At 56.4% G+C, this 16,929-nt stretch carries 8 protein-coding genes and 5 pseudogenes; 6 read left to right on the top strand and 7 right to left on the bottom strand.

The features are described 5' to 3' along the window. Positions 1-44: 44 nt before the first annotated feature. From HWX55_RS04075 to HWX55_RS04055, 5 genes and pseudogenes are all read left to right on the top strand, one after another. Positions 45-623, top strand: coding sequence for a cytochrome C oxidase subunit II (locus tag HWX55_RS04075; protein WP_175974177.1), 579 nt, complete (start codon positions 45-47; stop codon positions 621-623). After that, a complete protein-coding gene (locus HWX55_RS04070; RefSeq protein ID WP_175974175.1) occupies positions 613-2,238 on the top strand; it encodes a b(o/a)3-type cytochrome-c oxidase subunit 1 in 1,626 nt (541 codons plus the stop codon). The genes HWX55_RS04075 and HWX55_RS04070 overlap by 11 nt, the downstream gene beginning before the upstream one ends. Beyond that, positions 2,235-3,023: a c-type cytochrome gene (locus HWX55_RS04065; protein ID WP_175974173.1), complete on the top strand. Its 789-nt coding sequence runs from the start codon at positions 2,235-2,237 to the stop codon at positions 3,021-3,023. The genes HWX55_RS04070 and HWX55_RS04065 overlap by 4 nt, the downstream gene beginning before the upstream one ends. A 224-nt stretch (positions 3,024-3,247) precedes the next feature. Then, positions 3,248-4,340 (top strand): annotated as a pseudogene (locus HWX55_RS04060) (IS630 family transposase). Positions 4,341-4,452: 112 nt separating this feature from the next. Beyond that, on the top strand, positions 4,453-5,556 hold the full coding sequence (locus HWX55_RS04055; protein WP_175974171.1) for an FUSC family protein: 1,104 nt from the start codon (positions 4,453-4,455) through the stop codon (positions 5,554-5,556). A 309-nt stretch (positions 5,557-5,865) separates the two neighbouring features. Here the strand turns inward: HWX55_RS04055 and HWX55_RS35990 are convergent. The 4 genes and pseudogenes from HWX55_RS35990 to HWX55_RS04040 form a co-directional block, all read right to left on the bottom strand. After that, positions 5,866-6,129 (bottom strand): annotated as a pseudogene (locus HWX55_RS35990) (IS3 family transposase); the annotation flags it as partial. A gap of 139 nt (positions 6,130-6,268) precedes the next feature. Further along, entirely contained in the window at positions 6,269-7,279 is a 1,011-nt protein-coding gene (locus HWX55_RS04050; protein WP_175974169.1) for a bestrophin family ion channel, read from the bottom strand. Positions 7,280-7,444: 165 nt separating this feature from the next. Beyond that, a pseudogene (locus HWX55_RS04045) lies at positions 7,445-7,959 on the bottom strand (alpha/beta hydrolase); the annotation flags it as partial. A 745-nt stretch (positions 7,960-8,704) separates the two neighbouring features. After that, positions 8,705-14,218, bottom strand: coding sequence for an AAA family ATPase (locus HWX55_RS04040; RefSeq protein ID WP_175974166.1), 5,514 nt, complete (start codon positions 14,216-14,218; stop codon positions 8,705-8,707). A 542-nt stretch (positions 14,219-14,760) separates the two neighbouring features. Here HWX55_RS04040 and HWX55_RS04035 point away from each other — a divergent pair. Further along, on the top strand, positions 14,761-15,150 hold the full coding sequence (locus HWX55_RS04035; protein WP_347879623.1) for a response regulator: 390 nt from the start codon (positions 14,761-14,763) through the stop codon (positions 15,148-15,150). 49 nt (positions 15,151-15,199) lie between these two features. Here HWX55_RS04035 and HWX55_RS04030 read toward each other — a convergent pair whose 3' ends face one another. From HWX55_RS04030 to HWX55_RS04020, 3 genes and pseudogenes are all read right to left on the bottom strand, one after another. After that, positions 15,200-15,868 carry a response regulator transcription factor gene (locus HWX55_RS04030; protein WP_175974162.1) on the bottom strand — a complete coding sequence of 223 codons (669 nt, stop codon included), beginning with the start codon at positions 15,866-15,868 and terminating at the stop codon, positions 15,200-15,202. A gap of 586 nt (positions 15,869-16,454) precedes the next feature. After that, positions 16,455-16,586 (bottom strand): annotated as a pseudogene (locus tag HWX55_RS04025) (IS5/IS1182 family transposase); the annotation flags it as partial. A 6-nt stretch (positions 16,587-16,592) separates the two neighbouring features. Beyond that, positions 16,593-16,745 (bottom strand): annotated as a pseudogene (locus tag HWX55_RS04020) (integrase core domain-containing protein); the annotation flags it as partial. Between the last annotated feature and the right edge of the window lie 184 nt (positions 16,746-16,929).

Genomic DNA, 16,929 nt, shown 5'->3' with positions numbered 1-16,929 from the left:
GAACCTCGCAACTACTCAATTTAACCCCTGCGCATACTGCACATATGTCCACGAATCCATCCGATTCCCATGTCAGCGCCGAAGTGGCCGCGCGCGCGGAGCGCCGCTGGGCCACCGCCATGGTGTTGATCATTGTCATTCTAGTGGCAATGACAATCTTCACCGGCTTGCACTGGGCCATGATGCCGCCTTCGCGCGTCGAAGTCGTCAATCCGAACAAGCTGCACGTTTCCGGCGAATTCGTCGAAGCCAACCTCGGCAGCGCACTGGAGTCCGATGGCTCCGTCACGGTGCGCGTGCTCGCGCAACAGTATTCATTCACCCCACAGTGCATCGTCGTGCCGGCAGACGTCCCTATCACGTTCCGTGCCACCAGCGCAGACGTCGTGCATGGCTTTCTGGTGACCGGTACGAACCTCAACTCGATGGTCGAGCCCGGCTACATCTCTACCTTCCACACGACCTTCAACAAGCCCGGCGATCACCTCATGCCCTGCCACGAATATTGCGGCACGGGTCACCAGGGCATGTGGGCACACGTTCAGGTCATCGATCGCGCCGCCTTCATGCAAATGGCCACGCTTCCGGAGAATCAACTGCGGAGACTGAACTGTGTTAAATAACAAGCGCCTCGTGCTCGCCCACTTCTGGCTCGCGTTCGTCCTCTTTGGAATCGCGCTGCTGCTCGGCGCCTGGCAGATGCTTGTGCGCAGCCCACTGCATCCGTGGCTGCACAATCCGGAGCTCTACTACCGTTCGGTCACCGAACACGGCACCGTGATGGGCTACGCGTTCCCCACGCTCATCGCCATGGGCTTCGGCTATGCCGTGACCGAGCTTTCGCTTAAACGGCCACTGCTCGGCGTTCGCTGGGCGTGGCTCGGATTCATCCTGCTCGCGCTTGGCGCCGTCACCGCTACCGTGCCGATCGCGCTAGGCCGAGCGTCGGTACTCTACACGTTCTATCCGCCGATGATAGCCAATGCGTTCTACTACATCGGCGTCGTGCTCGTGGTGGTGGGCTCGTGGGTCTGGGTCGCGCTGATGGCTGTGAACTTCACAGCATGGAAACGCGAAAACCGCAGCAAGCCAGTGCCGCTCGCGATGTTCGCGACCACTGCAGGCGCATATCTGTGGGGTTGGACCGCAGTGGGTGCGGCAATCGAAGTACTGTTCCAGATCCTGCCTGTTGCGCTCGGCTGGCGCAACACCATCGACGCGGGCCTCGCGCGCATCTTCTTCTCATGGACGTTGCACGCCATCGTCTACTTCTGGCTCATGCCGGCCTATATCTGCTACTACACGATCGTTCCGCGCGCGATCGGAGGGCGACTCTACAGCGACTCGATGGCGCGTATCTCGTTCATCCTGTTCCTCGTGGTAGCCATGCCCATCGGACTACACCACCTCTTCACCGACCCGCAGGTCGGCGCAGGCTTCAAGTTCGTCCAGTCGGTATTCACGGCGCTCGTGGCTGTGCCTACGTTGCTCACGGTGTTCACGATCTGCGCCTCGCTGGAAATCGCAGGGCGGCTGCGGGGCGGCAAAGGCGTGTTTGGCTGGATCGCGAAGCTCCCGTGGCATAACCCGCAGATGCTCGCCGTTGCGTTCTCGTTCGTGATGCTCGGGTTCGGCGGCGCGGGCGGCCTCATCAACATGAGCTACCAGCTCGATCAGCCGATTCACAACACGCAATGGATCACGGGCCACTTCCATCTGATATTCGGCGGCGCGATCGTCATCATGTACTTCGCCATCGCCTACGATCTATGGCCGCAGATCACGAGCCGCGCGCTCACTAACTGGAATCTGATGCGTTGGCAGTTGTGGTTATGGTTCATCGGCATGATCATATTGACGTTCCCCTGGCATCTGGTCGGCATTCTGGGCATGCCGCGCCGCATGGCCTACTTCGATTACAGTAATCCCGGGCTGGCCGAGCAGGCAGGCCTCGTTACCATGTCGGCCGTTGGCGGGCTGATCCTCGTAACGTCCGCAATCCTGTTCTTTATCGTGCTGCTACAAGGACAACGTGGCGTCGTTCAAACGCCCGAGGAATACCGCTTCAGCACGCCCGTGCACGAATCGGCAACGCTGCCCGCGGCTCTCAATAGCTTCGCGCTGTGGCTCGTGCTAATGGTCGCCCTCACTATCACTAACTATGGCTATCCCATCGCGCAACTACTCGTGAGGTCCGATACCAACGTGCCCGCAGTTCCGATTGGAGCACCGCGATGAGCGACGAACGCTTGTTCTCGTTACGCAATCCGTGGTTCCGCGCGAGTGTGGGTACGGTTATCGTTGCATTTGTCGTGTCCGCGCTGATTGGTTTCGTGTGGCTGCCTTCGGCGCAGAGCGATCCGCAGTTCCAGGGTATCTGGAACGCGATCTGCAGCGCGGCGGGTGTGCCGCGCCAATGGCATCCAGTCGAATCGACTATCGCGTCCAGCTACAAGGCGAGCGCAGTCGAACTCACGCCGCATATGTTCGACGATACATCGAGCCAGTCGATCGGACGCGGCGCGACACTCTCTCTACGCTGCACGATGTGCCACGGCGCACGCGGCATGAGTGAAGCTAATTCGCCGAATCTCGCGGGGCAATTTCCAAGCGTAGTTTACAAGGAGCTCCTCGACTTTCAGAGCGGCGCACGCAGGAACGCAGTGATGTCGCCGATGGCGCAAAATCTCTCTGATCAGGACATTCGCGACCTCGCGGCCTACTACGCTTCGCTACCACCGATCACACGTATTCGCAGCGACGCGCCAGCGATCGTTGCAGAGGGTGCTCCTTTGCGCAACATCTCGGCATGCGCCACGTGCCACGGCGGCGTCGATCACAAAGTGGGCAGCCCGTGGCTCGACGGCCTACCGGCCGCCTACACCAAAGCCCAGTTGGCTGCATTCGCGGACGGCACGCGCCACAATGATACTTTTGGGCAAATGCGCAACATTGCACGTAACATGACTCCCGAGGAAATCGACACAGCGGCGACTTGGTATGCGGGTGCATCGGATCGGTAAAAAGAATTGACCGCTATCGCACTAGGCCCTGTAAAGCTTGATGTGCGAGCTTGGCGCGTTTGCAAAGGCTAGCAATTCAGTTTGGTCCCACGACCTCACACCGTCAGTGGGCCGGTATTCTCATCCAATACCTCATGTTTCGGAACCGGGCTAGTGTCCTGTTCCGTTGTTAACTGACTATGTTCGCGTAGCATGTTGACGCCAACGGAACGGGAGACGTCAGCATGGCCATGGGACGACCGAAGGCGGAACTGGTGCTGAGCGAAGACGAGCGTACGCAACTGATGTCGATCGCACGCTCTCGTTCGATTTCGGCTGCGCTGGTCGCGCGGGCGCACATCGTGTTGGCGGCGGCCGACGGAGAGCCCAACAACGCAATCGCTCAGCACCTGCAACTCACGCGCGCTACGGTGGGCAAATGGCGTCTGCGGTTTCTGGAACAGGGAATCAACGGACTCTATGACGAAGTACGTCCCGGCAAGCCGCGCAGCATCGACGACGAGCGGCTTGCCCAACTGATTCACAAGACCCTGCACACGAAACCGGCAGATGGATCCACGCACTGGAGCGTGCGCACGATTGCCGCGGAAACCGTCATCTCGCCGACGTGCGTGCACCATTACTTCAAGCTGCTGGGCCTGCAACCGCATCGCAGCGAAAGCTTCAAGCTCTCGACCGATCGGTTCTTCATCGAGAAACTGCGCGATGTGTTCGGCTTGTACCTGAGTCCACCGGGGAACGCGCTGGTGCTGTGCGTCGACGATAAGAACCAATGTCAGGCGCTCGAGCGCACACAACCTATGCTGCCAATGGGTTTCGGCTACGTTGAAGGCGTCGCGCACGATTACGTCCGTCACGGAACCACCGCGCTGTTTGCCGCTCTGAACGTGCTCAACGGCGCCGTGCTCGCCACTTGCAAGCCACGTCACCGGCATCAGGAATTTCCGTCGTTCCCGCGTGAAATCGACAAGGCTGTCCCTGCCGAACTCGACGTGCATTGCATCGTCGATAACTATGGCAGTCACAAGCATCCTGAAGGTCAAGGCGCGGCTGGCGGCACGCCCCCGCTGGCACATGCATTTCATTCCCACCTACAGTTCGTGACTCAATCAGGTCGAACGCTTCTTTGCCTTGATCACCGACAAGGCGATCCGCAGAGGCTCGTTCGGCTCAGTAAAACAACTGATCAAGCGTATCGATCAGTTCGTTTCCCACTACAACGAAAACTGCAAGCCGTTTGCCTGGACCGCGTCAGCCGATTCCATCCTCGAAAAGCTGCGTCCACTTTGCTCGCGAATCAGCGGAACAGGACACTAGCAAATCGCCCACCCGTTGTCGCGCCGACACATGGATTTAAGGTCAATCAACACGCCGCCCATCCTCTACTTGCCCGTACGAGGTGGCGGCCCCGTGCCGGAAAGAGCTACCGATGAAGCCTGAATCGCGATTTCTCGACGATCTGCGGTTACTCGCAGCCGACATCGCGCGCGACTTGTGTCGTATTCCTGTACCGGCCCCTCGCGCACTCGATGAGATAGAGACGGTAACCTCAGTCCTGCTAGCCATTCTTTGTGCACATTTACTCGACGAGCACAACATCGGATGGGCTGCATTCAGCGCGTACATGGTGATGCGGGCCCATGTCGCATCAACCGTGCCCCGGGGAGTGTTACGCATCGTTGGTACGGCCGCCGGCTCTGCAGCCGCATATGTCATGCATCGGTATCAGCTCCTGTCACCGGTTGAGCTTGCCGTTGCGCTGGCAATCGTTGGCACGATTACGTTATACCTCGCGCTGACTGAAGCCAGCGGCTACGCGTGGTTATTCGCGGGCCTGACCTTCGCGATGGTGACGAACGATGCGTTGCAACAACCCGAGGTCCACCTTGCCGCATTCGCCTGGTCGCGCGTAGCTGAAGTAACGACCGGAACGCTGTGCGGGATTACGGTCAGCGCTCTGTCCACCGCGACTATCCGCAATCAGCTTGCTGGTGATTACTGCATTTCCCCCGTTGCCAAAAGCGTAGGCATCACAAGGCGCTGGAATCACGCTGCAGCCGTGCATGCATGCAAGTGTGGGCTAGCTCTCGCCATCGTCCCGCTTCTGGCAACGCTGCTGCATCTGCGGTCCGCCGCCCAGGCATGTGTCTCGATCTTCGCGGTCTCAATGGTTCCGACGACGCAATTGTCAGCCGCGTACGACTATACCGTACGACGCATGGCACATCGATTCGCGGGTTGCACTGTCGGTGGCATCTTTGCGACGGTCGGACTCTATGTGTCCCACCATTCGCCTGCATTGATGGCACTCTTCGTCGTTATCGGTGTCGTTATTGGGCGGCATATCGAGAATTCAAGGACGGGCGCAAACTACATAGGAACGCAGTTCGCACTCGCCTTTCTCGTTGTGCTGGTGCCCGACACCTATGCCGCCAGCGATACGTCCGCAGGCTTCGAACGCTTCCTGGGCGTGCTGTTCGGTATCGTTGCTCTCTATCCGGTTTTGGCGTTACCGCGTCAATCTCGCAAATAACACATCCCCGGATCAGCAAATAAGTGGAACAGGAAAACGATCTACTTCCCGCGATCCCTAATCAACATGTTCGACACTCACTTGCGGATGACCCGTCGGATGGCTAACCTCACTGACATTTGCGGAGCGGATCGCACATTAAGCATGCAATTAATCGAACTCTATTTCTGTGCCGTTCGTCGTGAAACATCATAGCCGCCGCTAATACAATCCGCCGGCGATGTCGCGGAGGCGCCGGAGAGTACCCGAAATTTTTCGATAACGTTGTCCCCTACTTCGATTCCTCCACACCACACGACTCGGGCTATTTATCAGATCACGATCGGCGGTGAACTCCACTAGCTCACGTTTTACCTGTACTAACTCAGCTTCCAATTCTATTAGCGGATTCCACTGATGACGGTCGCTCCCCAGGTTCCCGGCAGCGGCCTTGCGCACCCAGTTCGCGAGCACCGTCACAGGAATCGACAGTCGCCAGAAGGTCTCCAATACCCCGATTCCGTCAATCAACGCAAACTTAACCGCCTCGTCGCGAAACTTAGCCGTATAGACGGTCTTCGAAATACGACTCACGCGAACGTTAGCTACCAAATCTGGCAAAACGTTAGTCTCTCGGCTCCTTTCTGCCAGATTCTCTCTACCGTCAGAATCATACGAATTATCGGACGAGGCAACCATATGAAAATTCTCCACAAGCCACGCCCACCGCACATCAAAGAACGATCGACTGCTTCGATACTGACTCAGCAGATAGACTTGTATCACCAAGCATACTCATGAGTTCACGTTCAATCTGCTGACAAATTTTTGTAATCGGCACGTCATTTGCACTTCCCTCAAACGGATTTTCAGTACTCTCACCCACTTGCTCCAGCACGAGATACATCCAAGAGATCATCGCACTGAACGGTATGACAAGCCAAATCATCTTATTATGCATGAATCCAGAAACACTATCGTTAATCTTCGCGAATTCAGTGAAAACTCCGAATGGTAACAGAAGGCAAAAATAGCGAACAAAGAGTGTATTGATAACTGCATATTGACGAGGATATGGGTAGTTTTTTATGTACTCCGCTCGTCCTTGCTGCTCGAAGAAACTCTTGATCGAGCGTGCAAATTCCATGTAATATGATTCGCCAATCTCACCCACTTCGCGCAAACGCTTAATCGTCTCGGATTGTGATGCTAGTAACCAAGTCGTTCTATTTTCCACTTGCATGAGAAGTCCGATCTCGGTTTCCGGCAAATACCGACTAAGTGCCTGTTCCAACGGCACGTCCCACTCCGTGACTCGATAGTGCCTCTTTCTGTATTCCACATTCGATATCTTATTCATACTCTCCCAAATCTTCGGAGTTCTAAGCTGATACCGGAGGGCTGTCAACCATGCACAATGCCGAAGAATCAGCTCTCTTCCCGCATCCGATCCTATCGTGAAATCTCGACTCATAACGCCCAGGAACCGACTACCGTTCAGGATATCGGTCCAGATCTGTTGCGCTTCCGATGCCCTGTTGTAGGTCTGCACGTTCTTGAAACCTACAATAAATGACGTGGCAGTTCCTAGCAGCACCACTATCGACAGCGGGATCGATATCCATTCCAATCCGAGAAATTGGTAAAGAACAATCGGTAGCGTTCCGCATGCGAGTAAGGCGTAAAGCTGCCGCCTCGACCAGTATACGAACTCGGACAACGTGTACGATTTTCCTAGGTGCATGGAGTACACCTCACAGCAAGGGGGTGGTATTTTGGGCCGAAACTAAGACAGCAACTCGAGCGAAACGAATCTTCAGCCAAGGCGAGAGATCGCCGAGCCCTGCACACAGTAACGGCGACATAGAGATCAAGGTACTGCCGCGACGCAACGCGCTCCAAAATGATGTCGGCCTGCGATCAACCCAGCCCGGATGCTGTCAAAAACGTCGATCGGAACCTCACTCGGGTTGGCCGCGGTCCGAAGCATTAGTGGAGGTACCGCCGAAATCAAGCCAACTTTCGCCACGCGCGAGCAGCTATGGCGGCCGATTATCGGGTTACCTCACCGCCATCGGTCGAAAAGCCGATCACAGTCACTTGTTTGAGGTTCAGTGTCTCGATGACGGCAGCCAGGTCGTCAGCGTAGTGATCCATGTCGTTGCCATTCCACGGTTGGCTGGACCTGCCATGTCCGCGACGGCACAGGGACCAACCATGGCTGAGCGTGACAACCGGATCATCCTTCGAGCCCCAGTCCTTATAGTAAATTACGACGCCGTCTTTGGTGGTAATCCTGTCCGAGGATTGAATCCTCGCTCCCACCGGACTGGAAGTAGCATTGGACTTTGCCGCGCGTTCGGTAGCCGCTGCTGCGACATTCGGCACCACGGCGGCGACAGTTGCCAGGACCCCATCCGGCATTAGATCTCGACGACCTGCGTCGTCGGGAGACAAGTAAGGATCAGGTTTCATGCTATACGCTCCAATTCCGGAAGAAATCGTCATGCCGGGCAATAAATTGGCCAGGCAAATTCACTTATATCGTTGGCGAGGTACCAATGCGCCTAAGCGGTAAAGGAAAGACCGCCGCTTGCGATCGCAGTCGCTCGGCACGGCGAGAATCGTAGGACGGTCATTAACTTGACGGTAGCCACGGAAAGAGGCTCACCGTGTTGCTCAAGCGGCACCAATGTGTAGCACTTGACCTTGACAAAGGGGCGAGTTGCGGACTACGAATGTGCACACCATAATCGTGTGGGTCAAACACGAACGGAATGCGGCAACGGCTGACCAAAAGCCTCGACGGAAGTGCGTCGACTCGAATGCAATGCGACGCCATCAAGCACGATGACGCGCTCCGCCACGACGGCGGAGGTTGCTCGGACACGACGGCGGAGGTTGCTCCGACACGTCGTGCCCTATATAGGTGAACTTTGCAGCAACACGCCCGACGACAAGTGACTACCGGAAAAATAGGAGCACCGTTTCGGAGCAATGCCATGAATATTGACATGTCCGTGTTGAACCAACTCGGCGCCCTCCGACTTACCTCCCGTCGAAGGCCGCCACGTTAGGTAAAAGAAGCATTCTCGTGAACCTTGAGCGCGGCTCAGCGGCACTTATCGCGGTCGGCAAATCTAGGCGCAAGTCGGGCCCCTTTCGTCCGTTACGTCGTCGTAATCGGATGCAGGGGTATCGTGAACTGAACAACAGCGCCACGAGGTGAATTGTCGCTCGCCCACAATTCGCCGCCGTGAGCATCAATAATCGAGCGGCAGATCGACAATCCCATCCCTAAGCCGGTGGGTTTCGTCGTGTAGAAAGGCGCGAAAACACTTTTAGTTTTATCTTGACCAAAACCTGGGCCCGAATCCCGCACCGTCACCAGCACACTACCAGTCTCGGAAATCCGAGTACTGATGTGCAATTTTCGCTCGCCATCTCCGACACAGTTCATAGCTTCGAGGGCATTGACAACCAAGTTGAGGAGCACTTGCTGCAGTTCCACACGATCACCTTCGACGCACGGCAGACCGTCCGTAAGGTGTATTTCCACCGACGCACCGCTTTTCCTAGCCTCCCCTCGGGTGAGTTCGATCACTTCACGAATCGCCTCGTTGACGTTGACGGGCTCTTTCCTTGGTGGCGCTTTCCTAATTAGTTGCCGAATTCTACCGAGTACATCAGAGGCGCGATTGGTATCTTTAACGATTCGGCTCAACGCGAGACCAGCCTCGTTGATATCTGGGGGCTGTAGGTTGAGCCATCGCTGCGCTGCTTGAGCATTCGTCACCGTCGCGGCGATCGGTTGATTGACCTCGTGAGCAATCGAAGCCGCGAGCTGCCCCATAGTCGCGACACGATTCGCATGCGCCATTTCCGTCTGCACCTCTCGATAGCGCCGCTCGCTCTCGCGAATTTTTTCCTCGGCCTGCTTTTGCTCGGTCAGATCAAGCACAAACGCGACGCCTTCGTTACGTCGGGCTTCGAACGTGGCTAAGCCCACAATGACAGGTACACGAGATCCGTCCTTCCTAAAGTACTCTTTCTCGAAAGGCTCAACGCGGCCTGTCTGCCTAAGTTCCCGCAGTATTTGATCGGCGTCTTGATGCGCTTCCATAGGTGTTAGATCTCTCCATCGCAACTTACCCGTCGCGAGGTCGTTGCGGTCATACCCAACAATGCGCAGAAATACATCATTGGCCTCCAAAATTTCGCCGTTGGAGTTCCAGACAAGAATTCCGATGATGTTGGCATCAACGAGGCGTCTGATTTTCGCCTCCCGCTCCTCGACATCACGATACAAGCGCGCATTCTCCAGCGAGATCGCAGCCTGGGACGCCACAAGCTTGAGCACGGCGATACGTGCCGGGCTGAACGCTCGCGCAGTCAAATTATTTTCGAGGTAGAGCGCGCCGGTCAGTTTCGCCTGATTCATCAAGGGTAGGCAAAGGATAGAACGGGCGCGATGCTCGCTAATGTAAGGATCGTTTATAAATGCCGGTGCAACAGCAGCCTCATCGAGAATGATGCTCTCTCGGGTACGCAAGACATGGTAAAGAACCGCTTCAGGCAGCATCTCTCCGCTCACAGGTACATCGCGCGGTTTCAGCTGGATGCCACTCTCGCTGGTAGTTGCCTCCGCCACAATACTGTGTTCGCCCTTGACCGACAGAATCAGCAAACCTCGTGCCGCGCCGGCCTGCTCAATGGCCGTACGCATAACCATGTCTATCAGCCTTTCTAGGACGATATCGCCAGAAGCTGCCTGCGACACCTTGATCACCGTCGCCAGATCCAAATGTTCGACGGGCGTCTCGATCGTGGCCGTCGGTCCTAGCTTTGACGAGTCGCTCCCACGGCAAGAACTGAGCGATGGATTATTCTCCTCCAGTTGCCGTACCTTCCCATCGGCACCCCAACGCTGATAACCATAGCGCGCATCTTGCATATACATGCGCGCGATTTTCCCTAGTCCACGGGCCACATAAAAGCGAGACGCGAACTCGTTAGCAAGTGCCTCGATGTGGACAAAGCCGCTTTCCTGCGCCAGGTCAATTGCTTGCTCGTAGAGCATCTCGGCATCGATCGCCCGGCCCTCGAGCCGGGCAATTTCGGCGCCCACAAGCGCGGTATGACCCGCAAAGTTACTCGGGCACTGTTCCGTCCAGACTTGAAGCTGCCTGTAATGCACCGTCATGGCCTCCAATTGCCCAGCCTCAAGAGAACCAGGACCGGAATCGCACAGCCCGCTCAGGGCCAATGCGCCGTAAAAATGATATTCACCCTCTTCGATAAACAAGTGCGAAGTCCACAGCAGCGTTTTTGCTCGAGATGCAGCATGTGTCGCTGCCAGATAGTCGCCGGCAATACAGCATGCCTGCAGTTTTCGGATCCAATACAAGCACGCGGCGAGCGCTAGCGACGGATTGGCCAATTGCTGCTCGACTTGAGCTTCATTGAATTGCCCGTCGTCAAAGCAGCCAAATTTCGGTGTCAAGCCGCGAAGCATTCGAATCAGCGCCAGCTGATTCTCGATGAAATTGATGACGAGACCAAACCGAACTTTCCTAGCGTAAACGAGGCCAGATTCCGCCTCCCTTTGTAGCTCAAGCAGTGGCTCGCCGATGAAAAGCAGATTCGACACGAGACTATTGCGTGAGAATGCACCGTACAGGAGATCGCCAATCCTGTTCGCCATGTCGAAAACTCGACGCAGTTGGTCACCGCAGGTTCGTACTGGCTCTGCCCAACGGGCAGCGAAAATGGAGAAGCAAAGATACGTACTGGGCTTGTAACGTTCGAGGCTACGCCGTTCGACTAGCTCACAGCCGAGCTGGCTGAATTTAAATCGAGCCGGGGCGTCACCGAAGAATCTTCCAGCAACCCGAGGGAAATTGGCATAGGCCACGCACGAAGCATTACCATTGCCATACTCGAGGCTGAGGGTGATCGCCTTGCAGATCGCCAGACAAGCGAGGTTCTGATCCGTGCATAGTGCAGGCGGGATCAGTTTGGCCAGCGCCTCGACGATTGTTAGCGCGACCTCGTCCCGCATCGGCGGCAGATCGATGAGTTCATCGATAGTCCGATCCCCGAGCAATGACCAGATTCGCTTGTATTCACTTCTGACCGTTACCTCGTCCTGATGAGGTGACCACTCCAGCCCCACGCCGCGAAGGAAGGCGAGGCAAACCGCCACTGCATCGTCGCTCTGGTCGAGAATCAGATGGAGATCCATTTGCCAACACGCGACCTGGGCGCGCTCGACCGTCGTGTTGGCGCGCCTAAATAGCGCCGCCAGACGCGCTTCGGCTGCCGACTGCTGTCCCGTCAGAAACTCACATTCGGCAAGACTCAGCTCCAACGCAAAGATTAGCTCGTGTCTGCGCGCCCAACAATCGTCATTCAAGAGCGCCAATCCGGTAGTGAGATAGGTAAGCGCAGAGGCGTAGGCAGTCGATGCCTTGGCGCGTCGGCCGGCGAGCAGATTGAATTCTGCCAGTTGCTCCCTCTCATCCCGCTCAGTAATCAAAGCAGCACCGCGGTTGAGTTGTCCCACGATCTCAAAGATCGCTTCCTCCAACTGTTCCAGCGGCGTCTGCACGGCGAGCACTCGACCAATTCGTAGATGGGCCTCAGCGCGCGCATCTTCAGGAATCGTCGAATAAGCAGCTTCGTGAACTCGGTCATGAACAAACGCGTAGGAGCCTTCCGGCCGCACAACCAGTTCTTGACGAACAGCTTCCCACAATGCCTCAGGGACCGCGGATTCCGGAACACCGAAAACGCTTGCCAGCGTGGAGGTCTCGGCGATGTTCCCAACACACGCAAGCTGCTGCAGCGCCAGCTGCGTTTCAACCGGCAAACGGATCAGCTTGCCGACCATCAAGTCCACAATGTTATCGGTGTACCCCTTTTCGTGGATGCGAGCCGTATCCCAAGTCCAAGCCAACGCGTCATGATCGAAAGTCAGTAGCTCCTCATCTGCCAACGTCTGCAGGAACTGGATCAAAAAAAACGGGTTGCCTTCGGTCTTCTCCCCGACCAATCGCGCCAGAGGCTCGATACACCCTGGCTCACAATGCAACGACTCCGCAATCAACTGCTCGATGTGCTCTTTTGAAAGTGGTGCCAACTTAATTTCGCCGATCTTGACACCCGCCCGTCTAATGGCCTGAAGCCTGACCGTCAATGGATGTGTGGCATCGACTTCGTTGTCGCGGTAGGCTCCAATGAGCATGAGGTAACGCAAGTCGGAGTCGACAAGCAGATCCTCGATCAAATCCAGAGTAGCAGTGTCAAGCCACTGCAAGTCATCGAGGAAAAGCACGAGCGGATGCTCCGCCTTGGCAAATACGCCGAGGAAACGCCGAAATACGAGCAGAAACCGTTGCTGCGCTTGTTGCGGCTCGAGCATCGGAAGGGGTGGCGGTTCGCCAATAATAAGCTTCAACTCGGGGATGAGGTCGGTCATGAGCGCCGCATTGGGCTCGAGTGCATCCCGTAATGCACCTCGCCACTTCGCCAGATCGCCATCAGATTTGCAAAGCAGCGTACGCACTAGGCTTTGGAAAGCCTGCACAAGAGTCGAATAGGGAATATGGCGTTTGTACTGATCGAACTTGCCCGACGCGAAGAGCCCGCGTGGCGGCACTAGTACTCGATGCAACTCGTTGACGACGGAAGATTTACCGATACCAGAATAGCCCGAGACCAGCATCAGTTCGGGAAAACTGGTGTTGACTACGCGTTCGAACGCAGCGCACATAGTATCGACTTCGCGCTCTCGTCCGTACAATCTCTCGGGAATCAGGAGTCGGTCCAGCGTGCCATGCTCGTCCAGCCGGAAATCATCTACCCAGCGCTGACGATCCCAGTCGGCCATGCAGCGCTGAAGATCGTGCGCGAGACCGGCAGCCGTCTGATAGCGATCCTCTGCTGTCTTGGCGAGCAACTTCATGATGATATGGGAGAGTGTTGCTGGAACGCTAACGCGCCCGCTCGGCGGCACCGGTCTTCTGGCGATATGGCAATGTACCCATTCCATGGCGTCGGTCGCACTGAATGGAAGTGTGCCAGTGAGCATCTGATAGAAAGTGACGCCGAGTGCGTAAAGATCGCTGCGCGAGTCAACAGAACGATTCATACGTCCCGTCTGTTCGGGTGCCATATAGGCCAGCGAGCCGGCGATGGTCTCGGGAGGCTCCGGTGCCAGTCGTTCTCGGGGCACCCGAGAAGCAAGACCAAATCCAGTAAGACGCGCCCGCCCGTCGGCGCAGTTCACCAGAATATGGGGGGGTTTTAGATCCTTATGATGGAGCCCATGCTTGTGAAGCTTGACCAGCGCCTCAGATATCGCTACAGCGATCCGTAAGAAAACCCCCGTCTCCATGGGGGCACCGATTAGGCGCGTCAGCGGCTCGCCGCCGGGGTCCTCGAGCATCAGCATTGTGCGATTATCGGCGCGAAGCAGCTTTAGCGGCCGCACCGCCCACGCACCATCGAGATGGTCTTTCAGGCCGAATTCGTGAGTGAGCCGCTCTACGCTGGAAGGTAATGGACGCTCAGCAGAAGGGTACGCATATAGGACGCTGCCGTCGCCATCCCCACCCTGGCGCGTTCCTCGCGAGACAATGCGCTCACCATCGTCCCATAGAACCTGAAGTCTCTCACCCATCGGAACTGGAGCCTTAAGTAGATCTTGATCTGCCGCATGCTGCCGTCAAGCTTTGGTTCAACAATACGGCTGAACCCCGCTCCCATCGCGAAGTCCGACACGACACATGCCGAAAGCCAGTCAGCTCTGCGTTGACAAATTATCGCGAAAACAAGTACGCGGCTAGCATGATACCGCAGCCATTTCAGGTTGCCGCCAGCAACACGCAATTGCGATCTGGGCGACATCCCTCTAATTCGAGGATCGAAACTCATATGCACGATCACGATTCACGCCGCTCATCCTGCCGCCCCTTAGGGGCGCAACTCCGCTCGCGCACCGTCCAACAAGGGGCACACCCTACCCAGTGCAAACCTCGCCGCGCATCCAACTGATGCCGGCAGAACGAGAACAATTCCCAGTACTTGAACGAATTCACCGACAGCCAGGCCAACTAATACATAGGTACTATTTCCCATCAGGAGTATGGGATATACGCTGACCACCATCAAAGCAAAAGCCGACGCTCAAGCTACGCTCCGGCGTATGCTGCCCCTTCCCCGATGTACGAGGTCGAACACTTGTGTGCCACTCAGATAGTTTCGATAGTTGACGATGACGAAGCCTTCCGACTCGCGACAGGGAGTCTTGTGCGTTCGTTCGGAAGGCAAACACGCCTGTTCGCGTCTGCTGAAGAGTTTCTCAATTCTGGAAAGCTCGCCGAAACATCATGCCTGATCTCCGACGTTATGATGCCTGGCATGTCAGGAGTCGAGATGTTGCTTCAGATTCTGGCACTGGATCACGTCACACCGACCATATTCATCACGTCGTTTCCAACTGCAGCCCTAAAAGCAAAGTCCCTCGACGCCGGCGCGCTGGTGGTGCTTGGTAAGCCAATTGACCCCGACGCCCTCGAGCATTGGCTCAACGTAGCACTGAACCAGCCATAGCAGACCGCCAATCGTTGCGCAAGCACTCCGCCAGGAGTTCATCTCTCAACTACTTCTTCGGCTTCGAACTAACGCCCAACGATTCTGCCGTTCTAACGAGATCGGCAACTGACCGTACCACCATCTTCCTCATGACCTGCCCGCGATGAATCTTCACCGTGACCTCACTGAGGTTCAACTCGAAGGCTATTTGCTTGTTCTTCAAGCCCGCGACAACAAGTTCCATAACTTGTCTTTCTCGCGGCGTCAGCGAAGCATAGGCGTCACGAAGCGCCGCACCTGACTGCTCAGTTGCCAGCCGTTGCCCGTCTCGCGCCAACGCATTGGCAACAGCGTCCAGCATGTCTTGGTCGCGAAACGGTTTGGGCAGGAAATCAATGGCCCCCGCTTTCATCGCCTTGACCGTCATAGCAATATCGCCATGGCCTGTCATGAATATGATCGGCACTCGCAGGTCACTGCTTGCGATCTGCTCCTGAAACGCTAGACCGCTTTCTCCGCGGAGCCTGACATCGAGAATCAGGCAACTCGGGACACGGTATTTCGGGAACGCGAGAAATTCCTGTGCTGACTCAAATGTCTCTACGCGAAGCCCGATGGAGCGCAGCAAAGCGTCGAGCGCCTGGCGCATTGACTCGTCGTCATCAACCACGTAAGCCACCGGGTCCATGCGGTCTTCGTGATACTGGGGCAACGTCGAATGCGCCCGTGAACTCATTTCCCTCTCCTTGCCCTGCGTTGCCGTGAGTAAGCAAAACCACCTGCTACCTCCCCCCATGTGGTTGGTAGCCTACCACTTGAAATTACAAAAACCATACGAGATTATGTAGGGCAGGATTGTACTGCACCTCCTTCGTAAGAATCGTGCCGCTAGCCGCCACAATGAAGTGCCGTTTTGGGCATGTCCTGGACGCCAAGATCCGCAACTTTCAGCAGGGGTGGCGTGTTCCGTCGACTAACCGGACCTATCCGGCACGCAGCAAGTCTGCCTTGCAGCATCTTGGCGGCAGGCAAAGCTCAAGAACTATCGTCACGACGAACCTAGTCTGGTCGTTGCTCCGCGTCGGCAGCCAGTACCGCTAGGTTGCAGATATTCGGCGCCTGAATCCTTCTGCGACCGACAGACAAATTTAAGCCTAGGCCTTAGCAGGCTGTTGAAAAGCGCCTCGTTTTGACAACCGAGGCAGTGTTTAAAAGGATTTCGTATGCGATTAGCGGCCGAGTTGCAGACGTATCGTGCCGGATGCCCCGCTGGCGATCGGGTTGCCCGATACGTCGCCGCGCGGCGATCGCACTTGGGCGGCTCATCGCGTTACTCCTTGCGGCACCGCTGGCAGTATTCGAGCCATTCGAGTCAGGTTGCTCGCCAGCATCGTCAGCTTGAAGTGCTGGTCGACTCGCTTGATGCCGCGATACGCGGTCTGTCTGACCTGCCCCCGGTTTTAGTCCGGACTGCAGTTAGAGTCCGAGGTTAAAAACTGCTGCTTCGCGTCGTGCGCCCGGGCGAACTGCACAGGCGTCAGATAGCCGAGCGAACTATGAGGCCGCTCGGTGTTGTACTCGATACGCCATTCCTCAATCAGCCGCTTGGCGTTAGCCGAGCGAACTATGAGGCCGCTCGGTGTTGTACTCGATACGCCATTCCTCAATCAGCCGCTTGGCGTGGCGCATTGAGACGAATTTGAACCGCACCGGGAATCGTGGAGGTCGGTTGGTTTAAGTTAATGCAGGCACTTCAGCCGCATTTCTGAGTTGCCTGTAGTAGTTTGCCTCAGCTTC

This window comes from Burkholderia sp. BCC1047 (genome assembly GCF_902833155.1).
GTDB classification, from domain to species: domain Bacteria; phylum Pseudomonadota; class Gammaproteobacteria; order Burkholderiales; family Burkholderiaceae; genus Burkholderia; species Burkholderia sola.
This window is presented reverse-complemented; position numbering and strand designations above follow the sequence as displayed.